Genomic DNA, 25,445 nt, shown 5'->3' on the forward strand with positions numbered 1-25,445 from the left:
CGATATTCCAAACCAAAAAAGTTCATGAACAGTTTTGAAATCCTCTTCAGTCACATTGATCGAAAAATATCGCTTTCTCCTGAAGAAAAGCATATGGTTTTCGAGCATTTTATACCTAAACAATTAGCGAAAAAGCAATACCTGTTAAGTGAGGGTGAAGTGTGCAGGAATATGGCCTTTGTGTGCAGCGGCTTGCTGAAAACTTTCAATGTTGATGAAAAAGGAATCGAACGTGTAAGTATTTTCGGATGGGAAGGCTGGTGGCTATCTGATTTCAGTAGTTTTTTAACAGGAATAAAATCAGTATCCTTCATTGACGCCCTGGAAGATGCTGAGTTGCTTTTGATTTCCAAAGAAAACTATGAAGCGCTCACTCTTCAAGTGCCCAAAATGGACAGGTTTTTCAGAATTTTATACCAGAATAGTATTGTGACCAAAGAACGTAGACTTCGAAATTCCATAACCTACTCTGCCAGTGAAAGGTATAGTGAATTTATTGAAACCAATCCGGAGGTAAGCAACCGAATACCGCAACACTTAATCGCGTCCTATCTCGGAATAGCACCTGAAACCCTAAGTCGGATAAAGCGTAAAATACCAGCAGGAAAATAAAGGTACAGAGGCTTGGCATAAATATCGTTAAGGTAGGTATTCCGTTTAGGGCCTTCGTGATTTCCCCGGGGTTTAACTCAAATTTTTTCGATTTTTTGTGCCTAATGGGATACTATGCTCGCTAGGAAGCGCAGAATTAATAAATAGCTATACGATGGGAACGTAAAGGATATGGACTAACCTGATCGCGTCCGGCCTGTTTAAAAGAAATCAGTTTTGAGGCTACTTTTGGCATATGGCAATCAATACAATTAGCAGTTAACATCCCTTTCGATAGCGTATTTTTGCTGTGTGCTACTGACTGATGACAGCCCATGCATTTCTGCGAATAAGCGCTCAGGTTTCCTTTAATATTTTCATGCGTTTGATGGCAGGATTGGCAGGTCATCGCTGATGATTTAACATAACAGGCACTGCTTTGAAGCATGGTACTCTGGTTTCCATGCACATCCAATTCAGCCCCTCCAAAACCTCTAAAATCCTGAACATAGAAATCATCGAGATTATCTCCAGGTTTAAATGAAAAAACGGATTTTTGGCTCATTAGAGTATTTCCTGAATGACATACGCCACAAGCATCCATTTTCTGTTTTCTACTTAACGATTTAAAAACGGTAGTAAACTTCGCTGATTTTTCATCTGGATTTTCGGTATGGAAAACCACATGTGCTTTTGCCGGACCATGGCAGCGTTCACAATCAACACCATAGATAATTGATCCTTTCTCCATTTCTTCCTCCTGGGAAAATGCGGAATTTTGAGTCAGTTTTTTTTCAACGTACGATCCATGACATTCAAAACAACGGCTGGTAATGCCGCGTTCATAGTAATAATTGTTGCCTGGAAAGCCGGGACTGATGGCCCAATTTTGGATTGCACTAAAATACGACAAGGGCAGCTCATACAACTTTTTCCCCTTCCAATAACCATAGGTATAAGCCTTTTCCCCAGAGCCGAACACAATATCAAACCGCTCTGAATGATCCTGTTTTCCATCCAGATAAGCGGTTTGAAAAATGCCGTTTTTCCTTTGTTCAATCATTACCTTTCGCTGCCCGTCGTAATGAAAAGTATTGGAATCCTTATCAAATATCGCGAGTAACTCGGCATTTACTACAGGCCTTGAGGTGGAGCCATGAGCACTGTGCGCATAGCTCGTGGAAAGATCCTGATGGCATTTCATGCAAGCCTTAGCCCCCGCATAATCTTCGCCCCTTTGATCTTTTGGCAAAGCGTCATCTGTATTCATACACCTGGAAAGCCCTATTATGATAAAAAATAGGGCAGATAAAATTAAGGAGATGCGAATAGAAGCTTTCAAAGGGATATTATAATTGGTTATTTGATGAACTGAATATAGCTAAGATTATAGCCACCTTCATCTGCTACGATCCTGATTTTGTGCGTTCCCTTTTTAAGCGGTACATCCTTAATCTCAAACGGAACAAATTTCTTCTCACTGCCTGTTTCTGGAATAGCCACAGCTTTGACAATCACCTTCCCATCCACGATAATGGTCATCCTTCCATTCCCATGAGCGGCAGCAGTATTCATTTTAAGCTTAAAATTATCACTCTTCGGAACATCGACCGTATACTGCAACCATTCCCCTTTTTCAATGTTATTTACATAATAACGTTCATATTCCGTAGAATCTTTGGCAATATCTACACCATCATTCCGGTAAATTCTACCCCTGTTTCCTGCAGAGCGCTTTTTAGTCGAAACATGATAATCGGCCGTATCACGATCAAAATAAGCAATATTGTTCCTGCCCAAATCATAATCAACGGCATATATCATCGAGCCATTTTTGATCAGGTGATTTTTGAAAGGCTTAGTTTCATTACTGGATGGTTGACGAAGCATGGCATCAATAACATCCCTATGGATAATGGTTTGTTCCAGTCGGCTATAAATTGCAAGTTCCATCAGGCCGCTATACACGTTACTCTCTTTGGGCTTGTTGCCCCCTTTATTGAGGTATTTTACCAGGGCATCATAATTTGGATTAGATCGGATCTCCAAAGGATTATTCACGCCAATTTTTTTCAAAGGCCACCACGACCAGCCAATATTATTGCTTTCCAGAAGTGAGATGGCATCCCTGAACCAAACATTTGAATTTTCTCCGGTTTCCCCTAGCCATATTGGCGCATTTTGATCATCCCTGGCTTTAATCATATGTGCAATGGAAGCCTGATCATTGTAATTCCAATACTTATGGAAACTGATTGCCATGTTTTTATCCCATAGGGGAAAAATTCCATTGTAATTATTGCCCCAACCATTGCCCTCAATAATAATCATATGTTGCTGATCCACATCACGAATAGCAGTGGTGATCTCCATCATTAATTTTCTTAAAGGCGCATTAAGCTTCTCCTGGGTGCCGTTAGGGTCTGCCGAAGGATTTTGGAATCCATAGTTTGGCTCGTTTAAAATATCATAAGCACCAACAAACGGTTCATCCTTATATCTTTCAGCAATTTTCCTCCACAAAGCAATCGTTTTCAATTGGTTAGCCTCGCTGTCCCACAAGTTAGGTTTAGCAGGATTGCGGTCTGCGATGTTCACATCATTACCTTGACCACCAGGAGCGGCATGTAAATCTAAAATGAGATACATATTATTAGCCTTGCACCACGAAAGCAGACTATCAGTCAACTGAAACCCTTTTTGCAGCCAGGTATTCTCGCCGGCCACAGGTTCTTTGTCCACTGGCAACGTATAAAGGTTATAATGCATAGGCAAGCGAACAGAATTGAAGCCCCAGCGTTTCATAGAATCTACATCAATTTTGCGAACGTGATTGGCCAGCCAGGCATCATAAAACTCCTGTGTTTGTACCGGACTCATAAGCGCTTCTATGCGTTCGCGTATTCTGTATTGCTGGCCTTCCTTTTCAATTTTGAGCATATAACCTTCCTGCAACATCCAGCCACCAAGTCCCATACCACGCAACAGCACGTTTTCGCCCTTAGCATTGACAATCTTTTTTCCGTCTGCCCTCAAAAAACCCTGACTAAAGCCATTTAAACTTAAGCCAGATATTAAAATAACGAAGAGAGCTGAATATAAACGAGACATATTTTTTAATTAATGAGTTACCAAATATAAGTTGCCACTGCGCCCTTCTGCAAACTGGCACTAAGTTGTTTTTGGCGATGAGTGATATTAAATTTAATAAGTTCCTTGCCAGTATTGGCCACGATTAGAACCGTTTTACCATCGGCAGTCTTAAAGGCAACGTTTGGTAAATCTACTATTTCGTTAGAGGCGATTCTTACCGCCCCCGGCCGCACAAATTTTGAGGCATGGGCAATAGAATAGTAGGCCAGGTTTTTCGTAAAGCGATCGCCATTGATGGTAATTGCACCCTGACACATGGAGCAGCCGCCGCGGTCGGTAAAAGGTTTATTATCCGGATCGGCCGCAAGGTTCCATTCAATTACATTTTTACTCCAGTTTCTCATCGCACCGATAATCAGTCTCCTGACAGGATTTATAATATTGATTGTTTTGCTATCAGGCGGTTCAACCACCATCTGCTCGGAAAAATAGATGTTTTTATCAGGGTGGGCTTGGTGAACATCGCTCAATGCTTCTATCTTGCCACCATAAAGATGAAATGCCGAGCCGTCGATGTATTGACTGGCCCCCGGATCATCTAAAATACTGATAGGATAATCCGGACGATCTGCATTATGATCATAGATGATGATTTTCGTTTTTAAATTAGCGGCCTTAAATGCCGGTCCCAAATTGTTTTTAATGAAAATCGCCTGATCTGGAGCCGCCATCAACAAACTGGGATTATTTCCTGGATGCAGTGGCTCATTCTGTACTGTAATGGCGTCAATAGCGATGCCCTCTTTTTTCATTTCCTGGATATAACGAACAAAGTAGCGGGCGTACACATCATAATATTCCGGCTTCAGCATTCCTCCACGTGCATCGTAACTGGTTTTCATCCAGAGCGGCGGCGACCAGGGCGATGCCATAATTTTTATTTTTGGATTGATGGCCAAAATCTCCCGCATCACCGGAATAATGTCCTTTTTATCTTCAGAAAGATCAAAGTGCTGAAGCGAAAGATCGGTCTGCCCCTCGGGCAAATCATTATATGAAAATACTTTCTCGTTCAGATCAGAAGCGCCAATACTCAGCCGGAGGTAACTTATACCGATGGAATTTCCCCCGGTGGCAAAAAGTTCCTGCAATAGTGCTGCCCTCGCAGGTGGCGACATCTTGATGATGTGCTGTGCACTTCCGCCAGTTAAAGCGAAGCCAAAACCATCTACAGACTGGAATTTCTGCCGATCGTCAATGGTGATCGTTGGTGCGTTATTTTTTGAAGCAGTAGAAGGCTGAAGATCAGCCTGCCGGGTAAACAGCACTGATCGATCAGCCATGGTCAGCCATTGTTGCACAACCTGGGCCTTAACAAAGCCGTTCAGAAGCAAAAAAAATACTAAAAAAATTAAGGGTTTTCGTCTCGTCATATCGGATCATAGATTAAAAAACAGGAAAGAGGATCGCCCCCTCTCTTGCTAACAATTAAACAATAGTACTAACCAACTTATTTTGTACCCCCGTACTCTTTATTCTGCTCCAGTTTGGTATTGGCCAATTCTGCCTGCGGAATTGGAAAAATTTCATTTCTTCCGGCTTTGAAGCCTTTATAAGCCAACAAACTCGCCGCCTTACCCCAACGAACCAGATCGAGAAAACGATGGCCTTCGCCTGCCAGTTCAGCCCTTCTTTCTCTGATGATGTTATCAAGCGTAACGGCAACAGGGTTTAATCCTACCCGGGCACGAACCGCATTAAGCAGTTGGTACGCCCTGCTCCCCGTTCCTACTGCTGCGTTACTGGCTAGCAATGCCTCGGCTTCAAGAAGATAGGTATCTGCAAGACGAATTTCATAAGCATTCTGTGGGAAATTAAGCTCAGTTTGTCCGGTAGGCGCTTTATCGGCTACTCTTCCGATTGTTTTTTCGAGAAAATAACCGGTGTTCTGATAGCCCGCTTCGTAGGTGGCGATTCCATTTCGCTGCAAGCTGTCTAAATTGGCTACAGTAGCTTTATTTCGCGGATCAAAATGAATAAAATCAAAAAATTCTTTGGTGAAAAGCAGAAAACTATATCCCGAATAATAATCCGGAGCGCCAGGACCTGGTTTATAACCACGTGGTCCGGTGATGATGTTGAGTAGATTCCCTTCAGAAGCACCCGCATCATTCCAACCTCCATTAGAAGAATTAGAGTGAACAATTTCCAGGATGGATTCGGCATTGAATTTATTGGCCACCTTAAACAGGTCACCATAATTGCTTAACAACCTATATCCATAAACCGAATTGGCTTGTCCAGGTGTAGTTCCATTCACAAGGGCAAGCTGCTCGGCCGCCTGCGCATTTTTTCCCTGCCATAAATAAACTTTCCCCAAAATAGCTTGTGCTGCACCTTTTGTAATGCGGCCTCCATCTGTTCTAGCCACCACGGTGTTAGGAAGTCCCGGAATTGCCTCAGTGAGATCTTTTTCAATAAGTGCATAAACATCAGCCGGGGCAGCCTGTGTTACATTATAAATTTCCTTCGGATCAACCGCCGCGGTGAGTAAAGGAATGTTCTTGAAAAAACGAACCAGATCAAAATAAAAGATGGCCCTTAAAGTTTTAGCTTCGGAGATATAATTGGCCTTAGTGGTTGCATCCATGCTGATATCTCCCACTTTTGATAGAAAAACATTTGCCCGGAATATGCCAGCGTAGCCTTTATTCCATAGATATCCCTGCGGGCCTACGGTGGCACTAAGGGTAAAATTATTTACTACTTGCAGATCATTGATGTCTGAAGGACCTCCACCACCGGCGATCTGATCATCAGAAGCAGCATCCATAATCGCAATTTTATCATATAAACCACCTGCCTGAAAACCAAAACGGTCATAAATGGCAATAAGTGCGGCTTTTGCCTCTTGCGGGGTTTTATAATAGTTATCCAACAGAATACGTTCCTGCGGATTGATTTCGAGATATTTTTTACAGCCAGCCACTGTCGCTAAACCTGCGGCAATGATGATGGCATAAGTCAATTTATTTTTCATTTTCATTTCCTTAAAAATTAGCGTTGATACCAAATACAAAAGAGCGGGCCTGAGGATATAGACCTCTGTCGATGCTGAAAGCATTACCACTGTTATTTGAGCCCAGTTCCGGATCGTAGCCCGTGTATTTTGTGGCGGTAAACAGGTTCTCAGATAAAACATAGACTCTGAATTTTTGCAGGCCTACTTTACTGACTATGGATTTAGGCAAAGTATATCCGATCTGAAAAGTCCTCAGCCTGAAATAATCTCCTTTTTCGAGATACAGGGAAGAAAATTTGGTCAGGTTTTTATTCGGATCTGCATCTGTTAACCTTGGTTGGGTTGCTGACGAATTGGTTGGTGTCCAACGATCCAGCCTTGAAGTCTGATAATTCGCGTTTGGTATATCCAGGCGTCTAAGTCCCTGAAAGATCATGTTGCCAGCCACGCCGCTACCGAAAGCGATCAGGTCCCAGTTTCTGAATCCCAGATTCAGCGTGATTCCATAGGTGAATTTTGGAAGACCATTTCCGATAAAGTCTCTATCGTTCACATCAATCGCTTCATCGTTATTTAAATTTGCAAACTTTACATCACCCGGTTTTGCCAAAGGTTGTAACACTGTTCCATTTGGACCACGGTAAGCATTAATTTCTGCCTGGCTCTGGAAAATTCCCTGATTTACATAGCCAAAAAACTCATTGTACGAATGACCGATCTGTGTACGGGTAATGTTTCCCAGTGTCTGGAAAGTGGCCTGAGAATCATCAATGAAGTTGATACCAGGACTCAATTTATCAATTCGGTTTTTCAGGAATGATCCGTTGCCACTGATGCTGAAGTTGATCTCTCCGAACTTCTTGCGATAGCCAAGCTCGAACTCAAATCCAGAATTGGACATATCTGCAATGTTGGCCGCCGGACTTCCGCTTCCGATGTAGCCCGGTACAGGTGGATTCTGGAGGATACCTACTGTTTTCTTTTTATACCAATCCAAAACCAGATTAACATTTTCGAGCAATGTGGCGTCGATACCTATATTGGTTTGACGGGTTTCTTCCCACTTTAAATCTGGATTCGCGGAAGCCGCAGGACTGTAACCGATATTCACGATGTTCTCATTACCGAAAGTGTAGTTTCTGCCACTTCCCACTAAAGGCACATAAGCGAAATCTCCAATTCCATCATTACCGGTTACTCCGTAACTGGCACGAAGTTTTAAAAAGTTAACCACCTTGTTTTGAGGAAAAAAGTCTTCTTTGGTTGGCACCCAACCAATCTGTCCTGAAGGGAAATAACCGTATTTATTATTGGCACCGAAGCGTGATGAACCATCTCTTCTGATTAATGCCGAAAACAGATACTTTTCCTTATAATCATAAGTCAACCGGGAGAAAAGCGAGAATACTTTATGATCAGTGCCCTCACTGCCGTCGGAAGTTCTGTTTGTAGCAACAGGTTTGAATCTCATCGAGGCAGAATAAAAATCCTGGGCAGGAACATCGAAAAAGGTCGTACTTACACTTCTACTGAACCCGTCGCTATAGGAACCCTGACCAACTAGTAAGCTTAGATTGTGATTGCCAAAAGAGCGGGTGTAAGACAACGTATTTTCCAGGTTATAGGTAATTACGTAATTGATGTTACGTGAAAACTGCGTTCTGGTATTAGTTGTAGAAGAGTTTAAGTAATAAATGGGATTGAATCCATCGCTGCCATAAAAAGCCAGTTTTGAACCCAAAGTGGAACGAAAACGAAGTCCTTTAATCGGTTCCGCTTCCAGGAAAGCATTTCCCACAATGTTATGGTCCCACGAGTAATTACCGATTCTTCTTCGAATGTCTCCAAGTGGATTGGTAATCTCCTGCGCCACTCTTGTGGAAATACCATAAGGATTTCCAAATTGATCGCGAAATACTGGTTGGGTACTGTAGGGAGCAGCTCCGGCAACAGCCGGATCAGTGATGATGGCAGGAGTGATGGGATCTAAATTGATCGCAGAACTCAATGGTCCACCGAACTCACTATTGGTATTGCCCACAGAATTAGTAATGGCATGACTGTAACCAAGGTTTTCTCCGATAGTCAACCATTTATAGGGTTTATGTGTAGAATTGATCCTGATGTTTGCCCTGTTGAATTTTGAGACGTCCTTTGCTACAATCCCATCAATCTTGAAATAACCTGCTGAAAGATAAAAGGTAGATTTCTCACCACCTCCACTGATGGAGAATTCGTGGTTTTGTCTTCCTGCATTATCATTGAATACCGTGGATTGCCAATCGGTACCTTCGCCAAATGCAGCTGGATTGGCGAAAGGCAATGTAAATGTTCCTGAAACATAATCATTGGTATATGCCTCATTTCTTAGAGTCGCATATTCCGTGGCGTTTAGGAGGTCGAGTTTCTTTGCTGCCTTAGCCTGTCCGTAATAGCCATTGTAGCTCATTTCAATTTTACCCTGTTTTCCTTTTTTGGTAGTCACGATGATCACACCTGAAGCAGCTCTGGCGCCATAGATAGCTGCTGAAGCCGCATCTTTAAGCACCTCAATCGACTCGATATCAGCTTGGTTAAGATAACCAATACCACCATTGTCTACCACAACCCCGTCAATTACCCACAAAGGATCATTTTTACCTCCAAAGGAAGTAAATCCACGGAGCCGAACAGTTGATGCCGAGCCAGGCTGGCCAGATTGTGCAGCAATTGTTAAACCGGAAGTACGACCCTGAAGCGCTTGCTCAATCCTGGTGGTTGTTGGTTGATTCTCCAAATCCGCAGCACGAACACTTGAGATCGCACCAGTTACCACACTTTTCTTTTGCACGCCGTAACCGATCACGACAACGTCAGTCAAGTCCTGAGAATTGGTTGTTAATGATACATTAACTTTCCCTCCCGAAGGTACAGTAACCGTTTGAGTGTTCATCCCGATTAGGCTGATCGTAAGCGTTCCACCAACAGGCGCCTGGATAGTGAACACACCGTTAGGATCGGTAGATGCTGCCCTGGAAGATCCATTAAGCTTAATTGTTACGCCCGGTAATGGGCTACCGTCCTTTTGGTCGGTGATCTTTCCTGTAACGGCAATATCCTGAGCATAAAGTACAAAGGGAAATGCCAAGAGACAGTAAATGAAGAATACGAATGTAAATCTTCTTCTCATAGAAAATCAATTTTAAATTAATATTTGGTTAGTTATATACAGCCGGATTTGGTTGCCGGATGATGGAATCAAATCTAAAGCGGTAAATGAAAATCGCACAATTCAGCACTACTACAGCAACCATACAAAGGCTTCCTCAAATGACAAAAAATTACAAACCGCCCCTACATTGACCCTACACGTACAATACAAAAAACTGATAAACAGAGACTTGAAAAAACATACTCTGAGTTTTATGTATTAGATGTAAAGTCATGCTTTAAGAAGTTCAGCGGATGTCTAATTAGGTAAAAAGGAATAAAGACCGGGCAGGAATATCCATGCCCGGGACTGTTGCAGTTATGCTTACGACTGGTTAAAGCTTCACGCTTTGAAGCGCCAGTTTACTGAATTTTATTTACCACCAGGTCATCGAAATAGATGTAACTGGTTTGACTGCTTCCCCATACGGCCACATCCTTTCCACCACGGAAATTATGCAAGGAAAGGCGCTTGATCAGCCTTTGCGCATCATTGGTCGTCCACCGAATGGCCTGATCGAGGACAGCGGTTCCGTTGATTCGCACCTGCACCCAACCGTTTGTACTAGATCCGGTGTTAGCCTTCACGTAGAGATGAACATTATAACTCTGACCTTTTACCAGGCTTCCGCTCGAAGGATAACTTTTTCCAAAGGTATCTCCACAAGGACCGGCCATATCCCTATGGTACACATATGGTTGAAAGTAAACTCGGCTTCCGTTATTGTACCACATCAATCGCAGACTTCCTCCATTGCCATCGGTAGCAATATCACAACCAGTGTTGCCCTCGCCAATCAGAAACCCAAAGCCCACTTTACCTCCACGGCTCCAGTCGAACTGAGAATGAAAACGGACTTTAAAATTAGCCTCATATGCTGATCCATCGGATATATCTGCACCGGCAATCAAGCCATTGGAGACTGCATTAGGGGCCAGCGTAGCCCTGGCCCAGCCACTTGAAATGTAGGCACGATCCTGATTCCAGCCAGAAAGTGTTGTCCCACCAAAATCCGCACTTGCGGCACTGGAACTATACGGACCATCGGCTCGACTAAACTGCGTATTAATATTACTGGGATAGGCCTGGGCGGCAGCTGTTGCCATGGTTTTCTCCAAACTAACTTTCTCTTCAGTAGCGGTAGAGAACTGATTTTGACTTTGTTCCTCCTTAGAACAGCCAGAGAAGATGCTTAAAAATAATGGCATGGCAATGCCCGCCAATAATAAATTGATTTTTGAACTCATAAGAATTTGGTTAGAAATGAACTGATTTGTTAAGCTGCTCAGACAATCTCCTGGAGGCTGTACTGAGGGAAATGATAGGACTGTCTGTTTTCTAAATGATTGATAGTTGCTTTTCTTAAATTTACCAACAAGACAGATAAAGAATACAATAGCCTAATTAAAATACTACAAAAAGATACTTTTCTTAACGTTTCAATCGTTTGAAATAATAGCATTAACAACCTGTTAATAAAGCCAATTCTAATTAATAATCAATTTCATGATAAGCTTATCCTTCAGTATAGAAATTAATCTGACGAACCAATCGGACAGCACCGCATAATGAAAGGGATAGCATCAAATCAAGCGTAATTCTAACTTGGTTGATACAAATTAAAGTTGATTTTGAAGAGGCGATTTAGATCATTTTTGTTTTGGAAATTTCATTCAAAAACTCATAAAGATTAGTTTCAGGCTTAAGCTGTAGCTTTTTTCTAAGTCTGTACCGGCCCACTTCCACCGCTTTGATGGTAACATTCATCAGCTGGGCCATTTCTTTTGTAGAAAGGTTCATTGATAAATAAGCACAGAATTTTAAGTCATTTTGACTGAGTTCAGGATATCTGGATTTTAACTTATTGAAAAAGTCGGTATTCACATGGCTGAAATGCACACTCAGGTGGTCGAGTTCCTGATCCTTTCGCTCTACATCTTTGATCAGCCGGATGAGATGCCGAAAGCTGGTGCTACTATCGGTAATATCATGGTTTTTAACAACTGCCGAGATAACTTCCTTGATTTTGGCCAAAACTTTTCCACGTTGCAGCAAGTGCATGGTCATGGTAGAAAGCTCCTTGTTCTTGTAATTCACTTCGGCTTCCAATTTCTCATTCTGCAGTCTGATAATTTCTTTCTCATTTCGATCAAGCTCAAGCTGATGCAGATAACTCATGCGATGCTGGGCCTTCTGATGTTTTGCTTTCTGCCATTTGATCAACACTTTAATCGCAAGCGCAGTTAACAAGATGTATATTATTTTCATCCACCAGGTATCGTACCAGGCATGCTTAACCTCAAAAACATAACTCAAAACCTTCGATTCGTTATTGATATGAGACCTTGCCTTGACATTGAAAGTATAGCACCCGGCCGGGAGGTTGGTGTAGTCTTTTTCGCTCTTATCGCTCCAGACTGACCAATGATCATCGAAACCAACCAACTGATAGCTGAAAGTTAAATTCTTATCCTGTTCAAAAAGTGTAGATGAAAACTCAAAATGAATTGAGTTTAGCTCATTGTTAAAGCTTGGAATATGAGAGACGTCCTGCCGCTCGGTAATCGCATTGTTCTTTACAAAGTATCCCCCAAAAACCAGGCTATCGCTTTTGCCTTGTAGCTTTACAGCTCCGAGCACAATATTTGGTCTGGTTATATTCCGTATATATTTGCTGTAATTAATATGATACGCTCCCTTATTTGCCCCAATAAAAATATTTTTATCATCCAGGGCATAGATTGATTCAAATCCTCCCACCACTTTCCCATCAAGTTCAGGCATGTAAAAAATGCTGAAATTACTTTTACCAGAAGGTCTGCTAAAATCAATAACCCCAACCCTTTTATTACTTACAAACCAAACATTTCCGTCGTTATCTTCTTTGAGATACTGAATCGGTGTATCATCCAACAACTTTCCAAACAAGCTGACACGGACAAACCGATTTTTGTTTGAATCGAACTCATAAACTCCTTTAGTGGTTGCGACCACTACCCTATTCTTGATCCGATAAACGTAGTTGTAGAGTTTGAAAGGTAGCCCATCTACATCAGTAAACATTTTAACATTTAAAATGCTTTTATGATCAGGCTTCAGCAAAATTCTATAAACGCCATGGTATGGATGCGAAGCCCAAATTAAGTCAGGATTATTGTTATCTGCAACGATGAACCTAAGGGTCTCTTTGATGCCTTCAACCTTGCCCATATTGCCAAATCTTCCATTGCTATAGGCAAGTTTTTGAAGTCCGGTATAAGTTCCGGCAATCACATCTGTAACGGGAAAGATGTTTTCAAGAGACTCGAACATCCACGTGCCTGGCAAACTAAACATGGGCACCGCTACATTATTATTGATCAGAAATGTCCCTTCTTCATGGGCCATAAGCAATTGGTTGTTGAATTCATTGAGTCCCCAAACCTGGCCTTTGGTGTTTTTCACTTCCTGAAAGTTAGAAACAGAATAGCTTATATCAGCAGAATTGCCAGTGATTGCGGAACGGTAAAGTCCGTTAGATGTACCGATGTAAATAGATTGATTGTGCTTCCGGAAAGCATAACTGGTGATCTGCTTAGTTCTATCCGGAAAGATATTCTTGATCGCACTGTTAATGGCTATATATGAAATTCCATCATCAAGGGCGAGCCACACATTTTTATGCTTGTCTAGCAAAATACCCCGGACATTGTTATTCTGTAAACCTTCCCGATAATTGTATTTTTGAACCACCTGACCTTCCCTATTCATAATGTAAATTCCTCCCGAAGTGGTACCAATTGCGTATTGACCTGAACTGATTTGGCTAGCAAAAAAAATCCTGTCATTGAACAGTACCGGATCAAACCCAGTTTCAAATGAGGTTAGCTTTCCTTTTGAAATGATAAACAATCCTCTTTTCAATGTAGATATGAGAATAGAATCCTTTCCAAATGGCATGATAGAGGTAATGCTGGCTTGCTTTAGTACAGTGTCTGCACAATAGGGAGTCCAGATACCTTGGTCAAACAGGAGCAGCCCTTTTTCTCTCACCTGAGCAAAAACCTTTCCGTTCACTTCTCCAAGGTGAAGCCAGGTGGTAGCGGTTTTGTAATATTTGATCACATCATTCTTGTAGTGCAGAACAGCATTGTTTGAACGAAAAAAAACTTCATCCTTTACGATTGAAATATCCCAGATGTCCGCTAGTTTCCTCAAGTCCTCTGGCAGTAAATATAAAAGCGAATGATAGCGGAGAATTCCTTGCGCATCAGGAAAAAAATAACCAAATTCATCCTGGCCGCCTACATAAATCCTCCTTCTGGAATCAATCCCTAGAGATCGTACAGCGGTAAAATTAGGCAAACGATGCAGATTCCAGTATCTGCCATCAAAGGTCAGCAATCCTTCATTGTTTCCAAAGTAAAGAATGCCGCCCCGATCTTGTTTCACATCCCAATTCTGAATTCCTCCCTTATACACTTCATTTGTATAATTGACGATTTTGGGTGTGCCCAGCAATTCCTGCGCCATGGAATTACCGGCGACGAAAAGAGCAAGCAGGAATATCAGCGTTTTTATCATTTGGTTAGGGAATGATTTATGCAATTATAGAAATATATTTCCAAATCTGGCAACTTTGGTAAGTGGCTCAAGCGAATGATATGGCATAGCAGTTCACCGCTATCCGACAACTAAAAAATCATGGTCTCGGGCGGTTCATTCCATCAACAGGTTATCCTACCGTTAAGTTAGCGATTGATAACTCGCAAAACTAGATTAGCTGCAGCACTAGAGCCTTGTTCTTAAATATCGGAGATGAAAAGTGATTCTATTGTTTTTGTACACACCAGGTGGTCATACTGCGAAGGTTTTGAACATTTGTGGTTTTTATGGGCTCATGCAGCTCACCTCCCATCTTTCTGGTTAAACGGATAAGCATTTCCTGATTAACTAAAAATCGCTCAGACTCATCCGGGAGAATATAACGTCCGTTGCCAATAAAGTGGACACTTGATTCAATTCCAATATCAGAGGCGAGCCGGCAGAATAAATATCCGCCTGGTTTTAATACCCGCCACATCTCGTTAAGCATGGCTTCAAAATGTTTCATGTTTTCCGCAAAATGAAGAACCGCACTGCTAATAACAAGGTCAAAATCTGCATCTGGAAAGGGAAGCGAAGTAATATTGGCCACCTGAAAATGACCGGATAAAGGTTTCGCAGCATAAATGTGGGCAAGTTCCTCAACTTGCTGAATCGCTTCGGGCTGCTGATCAACCCCAAAAACCTCGAAACCACTTCGAAGAAAATTCACCAGATTGCGACCCTCACCGCAGCCCGCATCCAGTATTTTCTCACAATGATCATAAGTCCCTTTCAGGAGTTGATCGAAAAGATAAATGTCGATGTTACCGTAAATTTCATGAAGATTTTCCTTTCCTGATTTTTTCATTTTCGCAAAGATAACATTTGCGTAAACTCTGCTCATCATATAATGAAAAATGCTTTTGAAGCTTAAAGCAATACCAAGAGGAAGATTATCAAAGCGGAAAAATTATTTATAAAACTGATGGATGAATAATCTGGAAGGCAACAGGGAAGCTAGTACAACGAGAGCTTCTTAAATCCTTAAAATCAATTTTTAGCAAACACCTTTTTAAAATAATCCAAAACGGAGGTTTTTGGTTTTCTGGGATTTTCGGGACCAATAAGAAAACCATAGGGCTGCAAATGCGGATAGTGATCGCAAATGATTTTAGCCATCCCCAATAACGGCACTGCCAAAATCATTCCCGCGACGCCCCACACCAACTCACCTAGCACAATCGCCATAATGGTAAAAAGTGGGTTAATGTTAACTTGCTCACCAACAATAACGGGTTCCAGGATATAACTTTGCAAAAATTGCACAAGAAAATAGGTAATTAAAACACCAATAATCATCTTTCCATCTCCACCCTGGGCTACAACGGCGAGCACAGTCAAACCGGTACCGGTTAGATTTCCAATAAATGGGATCACTTCGAGAAGGCCGCAAAGGACAGCAAAAAAAATGGCGCTTTCCACCCCAACAATGCTAAAACCTATTCCATACATGATCCATAATACACCGATCATGGCAGCCAGACCACTAAGATATTTCTGCGACACCTTCCCTGCCTGGTGAATGACTTCAGTTGTATCCTCGTTTTCCTTTTTTGGAACCAGCTTCAGCAAAAACTTTTTGATGTGGCCACGCATGGAAAGAAAAAGAAACATATAAACCAGCACAAGAACGGTGTTGATCAGAACGCCCATCAAACCAGAAGCAAAAGATAAGATTAACCCACCTGATTTACCCTTAGTACCTTGCTCAATGGCCTTTTGCTGCTCCGCTTTTTTGATCCCAATCGTTTCATTGATCCAGGACTTTAACGACTCCAACATCCCAACTATTCGCTTCTCCATCCCGTCGAGATGATCAGCAAGACTTCCAAGTTGGATGGACAACAGCGCAATGATCAGCCCCATGGCAAGAACGAACAGCAATATACACGCAAAAGAAGCAAAGGCCCTCGAAGCCCCCTTGCGTTCAAAGAAGTTGGATAGCCTAATGAAAACCATCGACAACACTGCAGCCAGTGTTACCGGAATCAAGAATGGAGCGGCAAAATACAGTCCGCCAAAGGCCAGCACAAAAAGAAACAGCGTATTTACAGAGAGGCTAAGTTTTTCCATATGCCAACAAACAATACGCTGACGCAAAAGTTTAGTGAGACGAAGGATATTATAAAAAAGGTGGCTTAAATTTATGAGTAAGGCAATATCAAACTTGATGATTTCTATTTTTGAAGAATTAAGTATTGAAAAGGTTCCAGCCTGATTACTTTCGTCAGGTTGGTTTTTGAACCATCCCAGATGTTTTTCCAATTGCCCGCAAGCTTATCTGGAAGACTGTAAGCAACAGGTTTATTTCTCAAATTAGCTAATACAAGTACAGTTTCCTTTTCGAGGGTTTTGGTAAAAACGCAAACATCATCGCTACTGTATGAAACCATAACACCCCTCCGTACAGCCTTACTTTTGTTTCGGAAACCAACTATTTTCTTATACTCCGCCAGCACATCCCGGTTAGTTTCTTCGAGAGACCAGTCGATTGATTTTTCCGTAAAAGGAAAGGTAAGCCTGAATGGCGTTCCTATCTCCTGTCCGTTATAAATCATTGGAACGCCTTTCATGTAGGCGGTAACAACGAAGGCGGCAGCAGAACCTTTTTTGCCACCGAAAAGCTCAAGCGGCGTGCCATCTGATCCGTTTACATCGTGATTTGTTAAGTATCGAACCACTGCCTGGCCACTCTTTGCACCTTTATAGTCACTATTATTTAACGTATCAATCGACTTTACAGATTTATTATTGCTAAAGATACTTTTCAGATTCCCGAAATAATTGAAACCAAAAAAGTAGTCAAAACCAGCAGTAAAATATCTGGGACTACTGCCCTCGGCCAACATCAAAAGATTATGGGTTTTAATGGTCTTCAAACTATCATTTACCTGTTTCCAGAAATCAAGTGGAGGACCATCAGCATAATCACAACGAAAGCCGTCGATATTTGCTTTATATACCCAAGACTTCATGGAATGAATCAGTGACAACCTCAATTCTTGGTTGCGAAAATCTAATTGGGCAACATCCCGCCATGTTTCTGGGTATTTGATTTCACCCAAACTATCACGCAGATAATAACCCGGTTTGTTTATCCAGGGATGGTCCCACGAAGTATGATTAGCCACAATATCAAGCATTACGGCAATATTTCTTTTATGCGCCTCATCCACCAGCTTTCGTAAATCGTTCAGCGTACCAAATTCTTTTCCTACCTCATCATAATTCATTGTTGCGTAAGGAGAATTTGCGCCTTTGAGTTTACCTACTGGATAAATGGGCATTAAGTAGATCACATTAATACCAAGCTCTTTAATCGAGTTCAATCTTTGAGTTACGCCTGCAAAATCACCTGTTTTACTGAAGACCCGAGTGTTTACCTGATAAAGCATCACATCCCTGGTATCGGGAACGCCCGTAAACGGCTGACCGTATTGAGCAGGATAGCCTTTATTTTGAGCATGAGCGATCACAGGTAGCATCAAAAACCAGCCTGCTAAAAGAGATAATATTGAAAGGTTGTTTTTCATTTGCAAAACTTCTAGACTTTAAAGGTAGCAAGGAGGGTGACATAAAGTATCTTCCGAAGCGCAAAATTAGTAAGCGTAACCAGAATTTTGCTTTAGATACAAAATGGTGCCGCATCGGCCTTTGGAATTAGAAACTACCAGATAACTTTTATGGTGGGGATCATCTATCAAGATAAACAGCAATCGATTTTAGAATGGGGATATTAAGTCTGTTTTTTTATAAATTTAGTCTCGTACTGCTGGTCAAAACATTGATAAAACCTATTGAATTAAATTCTGTTGATCTTTTGGACCCGAAAGAAAAGGTCAATTAATAATGATTGTACAATATGATGAAAAAGGCTGGCACATCGTTACCCAGCGTTCACACGGATTGCTCGCCGGGCAGATTTGCGCTCGATGGAAAGTTACGGATCAGCCCGAAAAATGGGTTGAGACCTTAATCGCAACAGCTGAACATGATGACGTTTACAATGAATTCGAACGCAGTCCGCTTATTGATGAGAATGGAGCACCTATCAATTTTAAGAGTACCAGATTTGACCTGGACAGTTCGACGAGATTGATGGACATGGCATTGACCAAAAGCCGGGTTATTGCGCTATTAATCGCCAGACACATTTCTTTTACCCACGGGAGCGATCCATTAGCCAAAAGTTTTATAACAAATCTAAAAAAGCACGAACCCCGATGGCTTAAGGATACAGAAGTTACAAAAAAATCAATTGACCTGGCTTACGCTCTTTTGGAATTTTCAGATGCCCTTTCCTTATTGATCTGTCAGTCGCAAATCCCGCCTGAAGGTCGCAAGGTAGAAATCAGTACCGGACCTAACGGACTTCCCTATTTCCTCTTTCAAAAAGAAGAATCACTCATTGTTGAGCCATGGCCTTTTGAAACAGATCAATTTTCAGTCAGCTATGAAACCAGAACAATAACGCAGCTCAGGTTTAAAAGTGATGAGGAGTTTAGGTCAAAACTCAAAACTTCCGCCGTTGAAAATCATAATTTGATCTTTTCCCGTTCGTAGAGATAAAAAACATCACCAAAAAAGAAATGTACATTTGTTTAGTCGATTTTATAACCTCATGACATCGTTTTAGAAATAGATAATTTCCCATAAATTATACTTCATTACTATGAAAATATCAAATTTTGTCTTTCCCGTTTTCTTGGTGTTATTGCTTCAAACGGCCGTTGCACAGCAACAACAATCGCCTTACACTTTCAAAAAAACATCTGCAAATGGTACAGGCAAGGTATATATGGGCCGCGAGATTGCCCAGGTAATGAGCTTCGAAGGCGTAGAATGGTTGGAAAGAAACAGCCGGACAGCGGAAGAAAACACTAATCTGGCTTTGGCGTCGATGCCACTAAAGAGCAACACCGTTGTTGCTGATATTGGTGCAGGATCTGGATTTTATACTTTCCGGATTGCTACACGTATTCCGAAGGGTAAAGTATATGCAGTCGAAATCCAAAATGATGCAATTAATCACCTTAAGAAAAAAGCATTCGACGATGGTGTTAAAAACGTGGAAGTGATCAAAGGCTCAGATACCTCACCCAATTTACCAGCCAATTCAATTGACCTGGCATTTATGGTAGATGTTTATCATGAATTAGAAAACCCTGCAGCATACCTCGCAGCGATAAGCAAAGCGCTTAAACCTAATGGTCAGCTGCTGCTATTAGAGTATAAAGCAGAAAACCCACAGGTAGCAATCAAACCAGAGCACAAAATGAGTGTAAAGCAAGTGAAAAAAGAGCTCGAAGCCAGTGGATTTAAGCTGGTTAAGAACGGCAAATTTCTCCCCTTACAGCATTTCCTACTATTTGAAAAATAGTAGAATAAAATTTCCTTTATCCAATGTCCGTACTATGTGTCATAAGGAAATTGTAAATCTGTAGCAGCTCAATTAATGCTTTTTGCCGTTATCCTAAAGCTTAAGCAACATTCTCTATAACCAAAAAAAAACCATGGCGAAAGGCTTACAGTGAACGCTAAGTTCGTGTCACAACATCATTTAAACACCTAAGTTTTCGGCTAACATTTGGGCAACTTTTCCGTTTGGATGGAGTGGCTGCACCTTGGATGGTTTCACTTTTCGATAAGTGATCGAAACTCTCCTATCTCTATGAACTATATTTCCATCGATCATATCTTTTTTTCTTGGCGGAATTGCATGACTCCATTTTTTGCGGGCATCATCCTGCATCACATATAAAGATCGCCTGGGAATCACCACGTCGATAACTTCAAAAGTGCTGGTATTAGTAAATTTCATCACACATCCACTTCCGAGGTTGATCCCGCAAATTTGATTCTCATAATAAGCCCGGTCTTTATGTGATTTAATGCCTTGACCAGGAAGGTATTCGTTGATTATTACCTGATCAGGCTGATGATCTAAAATATGCTTTTCAACAATTTCCTGCGCCAGTTGATCTATTTCCTGAGGAATAGCGATCGGATAGTTCACCAGATTGTAGGGTGCCTCCAGTTCATTTCTAAAGCCATAATATTGAAGCCTTCTTTGATAATCAACTATCCATGACTGACCATCAATTTCATTTAATAATTTTGTTTCTTTTGCTAGATCAATAAAATCTGGATACAAGAACAAACCTGGTATAAGCGTTTCCATTTTTTTAAATTAAAATATAAGATCTAAACGTTGATAATGAGGGAAATAAAAAACTGGATTTCAGTACGTAATGGAGTTAAACTAAAGTAGCGTATTAAGATAAAAGATGGTTAAATCTTTTCATTTACATTCCGAACGTTTCCCTACAAAAACCAACCAATTAACGGCTAACTAGACTTCCATTGAAATTATTGCTGTTCTTGCTCAATCGCTGCGCCGATTTTTTGGACCAAATCTTCAGGAATAAGATCACTGGTTTTCCAGATTGTAAATGGCGGTTCCTCAAGTTTTTCGGGAAATATCACACCTGCATGAACCCCATCAAGACTGACATGGTATTCATTATTAAACTGACTTACCTCAACTTTGTAGGTATTGATGTTGAAACTATACGATTGCATAACATAGCTAATATGAAAGACAACATATTTGGCATGAATTGGTTTTGATCACCTCAGGTTAATTACTTCTAACCCAAATCAATCGCGATTTGAATTTCTAAGACCACCATTTGACGAGCTACTTCATTTGAACGGAATTAGATCTCATTAGTCTCAATCTTTTCTAAACCGAAGTTAAATACCTGCTTAGCTTCAAAATGTACGTGTTTTTCTCTCCTATCACAGGTCGCATCAACAAACAATTAAGGAGCGATGTTTTCAAGAAGATAAAATATAATATTATGATTAAAAGAACATTTAAGTGGAGAAATACAATTACCATTATAGCACTAGCCAACCTTGGCTTGGGCTGCAATATAGCCGACAAACGTTCATCAATGGAAAAAGACAGCGTTGGAAATGATACTGCTGTTAAAGATCACGTTGGAGGGGTTGAAACATTCGAAACAAATATGGAGGAAGATGCAGCAGGATATTTGAAAGCAGCGAGCCAATCTCTAGTTGTTCAGGATAGTTTACTTACTGCGGCTTTGTCTTCCGGAAGCAGTGAAGAAATTAAAACATATGCAAAAAAAGCACGTGAACGCACCAGATTTTATAAAAAAAACTTGGAGGGTTTTTGCAATAAAAATAAAGTGCTTTTAAATGAGGCATTGCGGATCGAACAAGTTGATTCACTTCGTTGGTTATCTCGCCAGGTAGGTATAGCATTCGACAGACCATTTTATAAACAATTATCAGTTGAGTTGAATAAAAACATTGAAGCTTATGAGGATGCCTATAACGCAAGACAACAAAGGGTAAAAGCTTTTGTAAAAGACGAGTTACCGAGATTAAAAAAGGAGAAAGAACTGCTAGATGAGCTGGGAAGAAATATTAAGTGAGTTAGCTTATTTTATACAGTGATCCTAATGCTTATCAGCTAATGCCCTTTTATAACTTTTTTTATTGTATTCTAATGGACGCTGCGCAACCATTCAATTGCGCCGCGTCCGTTTCTATTAAGGAGTGGCAGGGCCTTTATGCTCCCAATGGTCTTTAATAACCTCACCATTCGATCCGAATTTAAGCCTTCTGGCGTAGCGCTCGCCTCTGATTTTTCCATTTGCATCCATCTTGCCAATAAAAATCATAATTGCTCTGCCGTCATCGTCTGTTTTCAGCGAAAGATCATAACGACCAAAGTTTGTTTCAATAAATTCATTTTCCGGATAGGCCTTATTAATTACCTTAATTAACGTATCTGTAAGTTTCATGTCTTTGATGTCGTTTTAATATTTCATATTGATTTCTGATTAGTATCCATCATAATTAAATGGCAGACGCTATCTTAGCTAAATCTCCCATGTTTCGGTACCGCTTTTTCGTGAAAGTTTTCGGCTAAATCTTTTAATTGCGATCTCATTTCTTCACCTTCCATCACCTGGCCATGCCCGGTAAGTAGAAACTCCGGATCAAGGCTGGCTAACGTTTTCACCGATTGATGGGCAGCATCCCAATCAGTAGTCAAATACCGTGGCGGGCCGTTAACTTCTTTAATCTGGAAGAGAACTTTATAAAGTGAATCTTGCCTCACGGTTACAACAGCATCGCCGCTAATCAGTACACGATCTATTGGCCTGAAAATGGAAATATGCCCGGGCGAATGTCCTGGCGTATGTATCCAGCTCCAATCTTCAAATCCTGGCAAGGTTTGGTTCTCAGGCAGAACTTTTAAATAAAGGGTGATATTTGTAGCTTTGTGTGGATATAGTGACGAGATTTTTGCCAGAAGCCCACCTTCAACAGTGTCATCTGGTTCAGGATAATCTTGTGTGCCATTTAGAAAAGGAAACTCTGCCTGGTGTGCATAGACTGGAACTTGCCATTTTTCAAGAAGTTCAATTAGACCTCCGACATGATCAAAATGACCATGAGTGAGCAAAATAAAGTCAGGTTTTCGATCTCCATATCTTTCTGTTGCAACTTTGAGAATCTCTTTTCCCGAAGTTGGCATTCCAGCATCAACTAAAAACCACGATTCGCCAGGTTTACCCACCATAGCAATATTCACAATTTGATTGGTGTAATAGTATACATCACCAGAAATTACTCCATCATCATAGCTGGATGATGAAGTCATTGGGATAAAATGATTATCCTCACTTTGAGATATTTTTTCCATAAGCTTTCGATTCTTCAATTTCACGTTTGCAGAAAGATTTTCAGTAATACTTTAAACTGCGATCAGCTCCTCTCAAACGGTTTACATTAGTCCTTTTCTAAAAACCAAGAATTTCAAATGATGGTTTTATCATTTTGCGGCAACATCGATTTTTTATAGCGGCGAAAAAGCGATTATGTAGATCAGACAGATACATTTCAAATCGCACCGCTTTAGTATGTAGAAAGCCAACGATAATAGACCTTTATAGAAACGAGGTGATTACCAATAATCTTGCTGAAGATATATTGAAACGAATATTTACAAAACTTTTGCTTCTTAGGGCATGTTTTTCAACTAACAACCAAGAGTTTTTCGCTATGAAAAAAATAAAAGTTTCACCATCTATTCCTCTAATTTTTTCATATCGATATCAATTTCAAATAACTAAATCCTTAAACCATTAATTTTTTTTGAAATGCTAGCAATGAATTATAGAGGACCATTCAGGGTCCGGGCTGAGCAACGACCAATGCCAGAAATTCTTCATCCTGAGGATGCCATCGTAAGAGTAACCAGAACGTGTATATGTGGTTCTGATCTTCATCTTTATCATGGTATGGTGCCCGATACGAGGGTGGGATCAACCTTCGGGCACGAGTTTATCGGAATTATCGAAGAAGTTGGGCCACTGGTGACCAATGTCAAAGTAGGCGATCAGGTTCTGGTTCCATTTAATATTGCATGTGGAAAGTGTAATTTCTGCAAACAAGGCCTATATGGAAATTGCCATGAATCAAATACGATGGCAACTGCAGTGGGTGGCATTTTTGGATATTCCCATACGGCGGGAGGATACAATGGCGGACAAGCTGAATATGTACGAGTGCCTTATGCTAACGTGGGACCAACAGTGATTCCTCCAGATATGGATCCGGATGACGCGGTGTTACTTACCGATGTGGTGCCCACTGGTTATCAGGCGGCAGAAATGGGTGGTATTAAAGAAGGCGATACCGTAGTAGTTTTTGGTGCCGGACCTATTGGAATTATGGCCGCAAGATGTGCCTGGTTTTTTGGTGCTGCAAGGGTCATCATCATCGACCACGTGGACTATCGCTTAGAGTTTGCAAAAAATTATGCGAAGTGTGAAGCGTACAACTTCAAATCTATGGCTGATCCGGTTTTATTCCTTAAGAAAACAACCGATTGGTATGGTGCGGATGTGTGTATCGATTGCGTGGGTTGCGAGGCAGAAGGGAACGCATTGCAAACCTTCACTGGAAAAATTACGCTGATGCAGGCGGGTGCTGCCACAGCACTACAATGGGCCATTAATTCCGTGAAAAAAGGCGGTATTGTGTCAGTGGTGGGTGTTTATGGTCCACCGTTTAATTACGTACCTATTGGAAATGTACTCAACAAGGGAATAACGTTACGTGCCAATCAAGCTTCAGTAAAAAGACTTCTTCCTAAATTAATTGATCATGTGCAATCCGGCAGGCTTAGTCCGAAAGATTTAATTACCCATCGTGTTCCACTGGAAGAAATTGCAGATGCCTATAACATTTTCTCGAAGAAACTTGACGAGTGTATCAAAACGGTATTAATTCCTTCAACAAAAAATTAAATAAGATGAAAACAAATTCGATAGATTACAAAAGCATTCCGGGTTGGGGAATAGATATAGACCCTGAAAACGAACCCACTTATCCAATGAAAAACTATACGGGAGACGACCATAAGCGTAGTGTTTATGAGCGGTCAGAGCCACAACCGGTGAACATTGAATTACTTAAATCGAACGAAAGGCCAGCGTTTAGTATGGTATTTGGGGAGTCGATTCCTCCATCAGGTTTAAGTGGAATGATTAGAAGATATGCATTTAAACATAGTGAAGACCGTTACCGACATTGGATTCCGCTTATTCTAGCCGACCGCGTGAACGCTTGGGAAGGGATTGTTGATGATTTAAAAAAAGGAACAATTCCTAATATTTTTGCTGAGAGAGGCATGAAATCGGAAATGAAATACAATGCTGGCCCTTTCGCCAAAAAAGCGTTGACCACAGTAGCAGTTGGCATCGCTTTATATCTGCTTTGCAGGAAAAAAAAATAAGGCTTTAATTTTGATATCATCATTAATTTATGTGTGAGCTTACTTCTCAGTAAGCTCACTTAACAAAAAGAAATCATATC

20 protein-coding genes are annotated in these 25,445 nt (G+C 41.0%); 6 read left to right on the forward strand and 14 right to left on the reverse strand.

Translation table 11 applies throughout. The features are described from left to right. Positions 1–24: 24 nt before the first annotated feature. Positions 25–612, forward strand: coding sequence for a Crp/Fnr family transcriptional regulator (locus tag AC3ITD_RS08230; protein ID WP_265798701.1), 588 nt, complete (start codon positions 25–27; stop codon positions 610–612). Positions 613–748: 136 nt separating this feature from the next. Here AC3ITD_RS08230 and AC3ITD_RS08235 read toward each other — a convergent pair whose 3' ends face one another. From AC3ITD_RS08235 to AC3ITD_RS08280, 10 genes are all read right to left on the reverse strand, one after another. Further along, on the reverse strand, positions 749–1,861 hold the full coding sequence (locus AC3ITD_RS08235) for a cytochrome c3 family protein (protein WP_265798699.1): 1,113 nt from the start codon (positions 1,859–1,861) through the stop codon (positions 749–751). 89 nt (positions 1,862–1,950) lie between these two features. Next, positions 1,951–3,702, reverse strand: a complete 1,752-nt coding sequence (locus AC3ITD_RS08240; RefSeq protein WP_489365594.1) for a cellulase family glycosylhydrolase — start codon at positions 3,700–3,702, stop codon at positions 1,951–1,953. A 17-nt stretch (positions 3,703–3,719) separates the two neighbouring features. After that, positions 3,720–5,027 carry a glycoside hydrolase family 30 protein gene (locus tag AC3ITD_RS08245; protein ID WP_489365596.1) on the reverse strand — a complete coding sequence of 436 codons (1,308 nt, stop codon included), beginning with the start codon at positions 5,025–5,027 and terminating at the stop codon, positions 3,720–3,722. A 167-nt stretch (positions 5,028–5,194) separates the two neighbouring features. Further along, positions 5,195–6,724 carry a RagB/SusD family nutrient uptake outer membrane protein gene (locus AC3ITD_RS08250; RefSeq protein ID WP_265798696.1) on the reverse strand — a complete coding sequence of 510 codons (1,530 nt, stop codon included), beginning with the start codon at positions 6,722–6,724 and terminating at the stop codon, positions 5,195–5,197. Positions 6,725–6,734: 10 nt separating this feature from the next. After that, positions 6,735–9,875, reverse strand: coding sequence for a SusC/RagA family TonB-linked outer membrane protein (locus AC3ITD_RS08255; protein ID WP_489365599.1), 3,141 nt, complete (start codon positions 9,873–9,875; stop codon positions 6,735–6,737). 383 nt (positions 9,876–10,258) lie between these two features. Continuing rightward, positions 10,259–11,143 (reverse strand): polysaccharide lyase, encoded by an 885-nt coding sequence (locus tag AC3ITD_RS08260; protein WP_489365601.1) that lies wholly within the window; start codon positions 11,141–11,143, stop codon positions 10,259–10,261. A 397-nt stretch (positions 11,144–11,540) separates the two neighbouring features. Continuing rightward, positions 11,541–14,459 (reverse strand): triple tyrosine motif-containing protein, encoded by a 2,919-nt coding sequence (locus AC3ITD_RS08265; protein WP_489365603.1) that lies wholly within the window; start codon positions 14,457–14,459, stop codon positions 11,541–11,543. Between the two features lie 247 nt (positions 14,460–14,706). Next, positions 14,707–15,330, reverse strand: coding sequence for a class I SAM-dependent methyltransferase (locus AC3ITD_RS08270; protein ID WP_489365605.1), 624 nt, complete (start codon positions 15,328–15,330; stop codon positions 14,707–14,709). A 182-nt stretch (positions 15,331–15,512) separates the two neighbouring features. After that, the gene (locus AC3ITD_RS08275; RefSeq protein WP_265798690.1) at positions 15,513–16,787 is read right to left on the reverse strand and encodes an AI-2E family transporter; all 1,275 of its coding nucleotides are present in this window, start codon (positions 16,785–16,787) and stop codon (positions 15,513–15,515) included. Then, positions 16,700–18,055, reverse strand: a complete 1,356-nt coding sequence (locus tag AC3ITD_RS08280; protein WP_489365608.1) for an alpha-amylase family glycosyl hydrolase — start codon at positions 18,053–18,055, stop codon at positions 16,700–16,702. The genes AC3ITD_RS08275 and AC3ITD_RS08280 overlap by 88 nt, the downstream gene beginning before the upstream one ends. Positions 18,056–18,371: 316 nt before the next feature. On the opposite strand from AC3ITD_RS08280, the gene AC3ITD_RS08285 reads away from it, so the two are divergent. After that, positions 18,372–19,085 carry a DUF3891 family protein gene (locus AC3ITD_RS08285; RefSeq protein ID WP_489365610.1) on the forward strand — a complete coding sequence of 238 codons (714 nt, stop codon included), beginning with the start codon at positions 18,372–18,374 and terminating at the stop codon, positions 19,083–19,085. Between the two features lie 109 nt (positions 19,086–19,194). Then, positions 19,195–19,902, forward strand: a complete 708-nt coding sequence (locus AC3ITD_RS08290; protein WP_489365612.1) for a class I SAM-dependent methyltransferase — start codon at positions 19,195–19,197, stop codon at positions 19,900–19,902. A gap of 180 nt (positions 19,903–20,082) precedes the next feature. Here the strand turns inward: AC3ITD_RS08290 and AC3ITD_RS08295 are convergent, their stop codons facing one another. Together AC3ITD_RS08295 and AC3ITD_RS08300 are read right to left on the reverse strand one after the other, a co-directional pair. Further along, positions 20,083–20,703 carry an alpha-ketoglutarate-dependent dioxygenase AlkB gene (locus tag AC3ITD_RS08295; protein ID WP_489365614.1) on the reverse strand — a complete coding sequence of 207 codons (621 nt, stop codon included), beginning with the start codon at positions 20,701–20,703 and terminating at the stop codon, positions 20,083–20,085. Between the two features lie 188 nt (positions 20,704–20,891). Further along, complete coding sequence (locus AC3ITD_RS08300; RefSeq protein WP_489365616.1) at positions 20,892–21,104, reverse strand: hypothetical protein; 213 nt, start codon at positions 21,102–21,104, stop codon at positions 20,892–20,894. 281 nt (positions 21,105–21,385) lie between these two features. Between AC3ITD_RS08300 and AC3ITD_RS08305 the strand changes: the two genes are divergently transcribed. Next, positions 21,386–21,988 carry a DUF4142 domain-containing protein gene (locus tag AC3ITD_RS08305; protein WP_265798684.1) on the forward strand — a complete coding sequence of 201 codons (603 nt, stop codon included), beginning with the start codon at positions 21,386–21,388 and terminating at the stop codon, positions 21,986–21,988. A gap of 117 nt (positions 21,989–22,105) precedes the next feature. On the opposite strand, the gene AC3ITD_RS08310 is transcribed toward AC3ITD_RS08305, so the two are convergent. Together AC3ITD_RS08310 and AC3ITD_RS08315 are read right to left on the reverse strand one after the other, a co-directional pair. Beyond that, a complete protein-coding gene (locus AC3ITD_RS08310) occupies positions 22,106–22,360 on the reverse strand; it encodes a hypothetical protein (protein ID WP_489365619.1) in 255 nt (84 codons plus the stop codon). 74 nt (positions 22,361–22,434) lie between these two features. Beyond that, positions 22,435–23,268: an MBL fold metallo-hydrolase gene (locus tag AC3ITD_RS08315; RefSeq protein WP_489365620.1), complete on the reverse strand. Its 834-nt coding sequence runs from the start codon at positions 23,266–23,268 to the stop codon at positions 22,435–22,437. Positions 23,269–23,734: 466 nt separating this feature from the next. Here AC3ITD_RS08315 and AC3ITD_RS08320 point away from each other — a divergent pair, with 466 nt between their 5' ends. Together AC3ITD_RS08320 and AC3ITD_RS08325 are read left to right on the forward strand one after the other, a co-directional pair. Further along, positions 23,735–24,877 (forward strand): zinc-dependent alcohol dehydrogenase, encoded by a 1,143-nt coding sequence (locus AC3ITD_RS08320; RefSeq protein ID WP_463482292.1) that lies wholly within the window; start codon positions 23,735–23,737, stop codon positions 24,875–24,877. A gap of 5 nt (positions 24,878–24,882) precedes the next feature. Further along, the gene (locus AC3ITD_RS08325) at positions 24,883–25,365 is read left to right on the forward strand and encodes a hypothetical protein (RefSeq protein ID WP_265798680.1); all 483 of its coding nucleotides are present in this window, start codon (positions 24,883–24,885) and stop codon (positions 25,363–25,365) included. Positions 25,366–25,445 lie beyond the last annotated feature (80 nt).

The organism is Pedobacter sp. KH_004 (genome assembly GCF_057840755.1).

Excerpts from the sequence above, each read along its gene's own strand:
- AC3ITD_RS08310 (WP_489365619.1), bottom strand. The coding sequence starts at position 22,360 with ATGAAACTTACAGATACGTTAATTAAGGTAATTAATAAGGCCTATCCG.
- AC3ITD_RS08305 (WP_265798684.1), top strand. The coding sequence starts at position 21,386 with ATGATTAAAAGAACATTTAAGTGGAGAAATACAATTACCATTATAGCA.
- AC3ITD_RS08280 (WP_489365608.1), bottom strand. The coding sequence starts at position 18,055 with ATGAAAAACAACCTTTCAATATTATCTCTTTTAGCAGGCTGGTTTTTG.
- AC3ITD_RS08250 (WP_265798696.1), bottom strand. The coding sequence starts at position 6,724 with ATGAAAAATAAATTGACTTATGCCATCATCATTGCCGCAGGTTTAGCG.
- AC3ITD_RS08315 (WP_489365620.1), bottom strand. The coding sequence starts at position 23,268 with ATGGAAAAAATATCTCAAAGTGAGGATAATCATTTTATCCCAATGACT.
- AC3ITD_RS08255 (WP_489365599.1), bottom strand. The coding sequence starts at position 9,875 with ATGAGAAGAAGATTTACATTCGTATTCTTCATTTACTGTCTCTTGGCA.
- AC3ITD_RS08265 (WP_489365603.1), bottom strand. The coding sequence starts at position 14,459 with ATGATAAAAACGCTGATATTCCTGCTTGCTCTTTTCGTCGCCGGTAAT.
- AC3ITD_RS08285 (WP_489365610.1), top strand. The coding sequence starts at position 18,372 with ATGATTGTACAATATGATGAAAAAGGCTGGCACATCGTTACCCAGCGT.
- AC3ITD_RS08270 (WP_489365605.1), bottom strand. The coding sequence starts at position 15,330 with ATGAAAAAATCAGGAAAGGAAAATCTTCATGAAATTTACGGTAACATC.
- AC3ITD_RS08295 (WP_489365614.1), bottom strand. The coding sequence starts at position 20,703 with ATGGAAACGCTTATACCAGGTTTGTTCTTGTATCCAGATTTTATTGAT.
- AC3ITD_RS08320 (WP_463482292.1), top strand. The coding sequence starts at position 23,735 with ATGAATTATAGAGGACCATTCAGGGTCCGGGCTGAGCAACGACCAATG.
- AC3ITD_RS08260 (WP_489365601.1), bottom strand. The coding sequence starts at position 11,143 with ATGAGTTCAAAAATCAATTTATTATTGGCGGGCATTGCCATGCCATTA.
- AC3ITD_RS08245 (WP_489365596.1), bottom strand. The coding sequence starts at position 5,027 with ATGGCTGATCGATCAGTGCTGTTTACCCGGCAGGCTGATCTTCAGCCT.
- AC3ITD_RS08325 (WP_265798680.1), top strand. The coding sequence starts at position 24,883 with ATGAAAACAAATTCGATAGATTACAAAAGCATTCCGGGTTGGGGAATA.
- AC3ITD_RS08235 (WP_265798699.1), bottom strand. The coding sequence starts at position 1,861 with ATGAATACAGATGACGCTTTGCCAAAAGATCAAAGGGGCGAAGATTAT.
- AC3ITD_RS08290 (WP_489365612.1), top strand. The coding sequence starts at position 19,195 with ATGAAAATATCAAATTTTGTCTTTCCCGTTTTCTTGGTGTTATTGCTT.
- AC3ITD_RS08300 (WP_489365616.1), bottom strand. The coding sequence starts at position 21,104 with ATGCAATCGTATAGTTTCAACATCAATACCTACAAAGTTGAGGTAAGT.
- AC3ITD_RS08230 (WP_265798701.1), top strand. The coding sequence starts at position 25 with ATGAACAGTTTTGAAATCCTCTTCAGTCACATTGATCGAAAAATATCG.
- AC3ITD_RS08240 (WP_489365594.1), bottom strand. The coding sequence starts at position 3,702 with ATGTCTCGTTTATATTCAGCTCTCTTCGTTATTTTAATATCTGGCTTA.